The organism is Pseudoduganella violacea (assembly GCF_014191875.1).
In the GTDB taxonomy this organism is placed as follows: domain Bacteria; phylum Pseudomonadota; class Gammaproteobacteria; order Burkholderiales; family Burkholderiaceae_D; genus Rugamonas; species Rugamonas violacea_A.
In genome coordinates this window covers 1-1,151 of the sequence record NZ_JACHXD010000049.1, presented here as the reverse complement: position 1 = coordinate 1,151, position 1,151 = coordinate 1, and the positions used below count along the sequence as shown (strand labels likewise).

General features: G+C 58.2%; 1 protein-coding gene. It reads left to right on the top strand.

What is annotated here, in order from left to right:
• Nucleotides 1–179: 179 nt before the first annotated feature.
• Nucleotides 180–1,130, top strand: a complete 951-nt coding sequence (locus tag FHS03_RS27870; RefSeq protein ID WP_183444185.1) for an IS110 family RNA-guided transposase — start codon at nucleotides 180–182, stop codon at nucleotides 1,128–1,130.
• Nucleotides 1,131–1,151 lie beyond the last annotated feature (21 nt).

Below are 1,151 nucleotides of genomic sequence, written 5' to 3'. Positions count from 1 at the left end.
GTGTCCGATTGGGGTCTTATATCGTGATAACCCTGTAAATTTACGTTTGCGAGCATGCCAGCCTGATGGGTCTGTGGGATAGCATCCCGAGGGTCAGCCAAGGGCGGCTTGCTCGATTCTGAAAACCCGAACAGTTGTCAGGGGATCTACCCCGGATTCGTAAGAATGGGAGAAGAATCATGCAAACGCAAACCGATGGTCTGTATGTGGGGATTGATGTCAGCAAGCATGTGCTGGATCTGGACAGCTATCCGGAGTCCCATCGGACCCAGTTTGCCAACACGGGCGAGGGGCATCGCGAGATTGCCGCCAAGCTGTTGGAGCTGAAGCCGCACTTTGTGGTGCTGGAAGCGACGGGCGGGCTGGAGATGCCGCTGGTGAGTGTGCTGGCCATGGCCAGCTTGCCGGTGGTGGTGGTCAATCCGCACCAGGCGCGCCATTTTGCCCGGGCCTTGGCCAAACACGCCAAGACCGATGCGGGTGACGCCCTGATGCTGGCCCGCTTCGGCCAAGCCGTCCAGCCAGCGCTACGCCAAATCAAAAGTGAGGAGCTGCGCGCGCTCGAAGAAGTCGTGACGCGTCGCCGTCAATTGGTCGAGATGCTCACGGCCGAGGAAAACCGGAAGAAACAGGCTTCCGAGCGCATGGCCAAGGATATCGGCGAGCATATTGTTTGGCTCAAAAGCCGTATCAAGGGAGCCGATATCGATCTGGGACAAGCCATCCAAGCCAGTCCTGTGTGGCATGCCAAGGCCAATTTGCTGGCCTCCATTCCTGGTGTGGGCAAGGTGACGCTGGCCACACTGCTGGCAGAGCTGCCCGAACTGGGGCAGCTGAACCGCAAACAGGTGGCTGCCTTGGTCGGCGTCTGCCCCTATAACCGCGACAGCGGTCAATTCCGCGGTAAACGGCGCATCTGGGCTGGTCGCGCCTCGGTGCGCGCCGTCTTGTACATGGCCACCTTATCGGCGATACGCCACAATGTGCTACTTAAACAAACCTATACCAGACTACTCGATGCGGGCAAGCTGAAAAAAGTCGCCATTGTCGCCTGCATGCGCAAGCTGCTCGTCACCATGAACGCCATGCTGCGCAATCACACTATGTGGTCAGCAACTGACATGCCTTAATCAAGACAGTTGCTGACCCCA

Excerpts from the sequence above, each read along its gene's own strand:
- FHS03_RS27870 (WP_183444185.1), top strand. The coding sequence starts at position 180 with ATGCAAACGCAAACCGATGGTCTGTATGTGGGGATTGATGTCAGCAAG.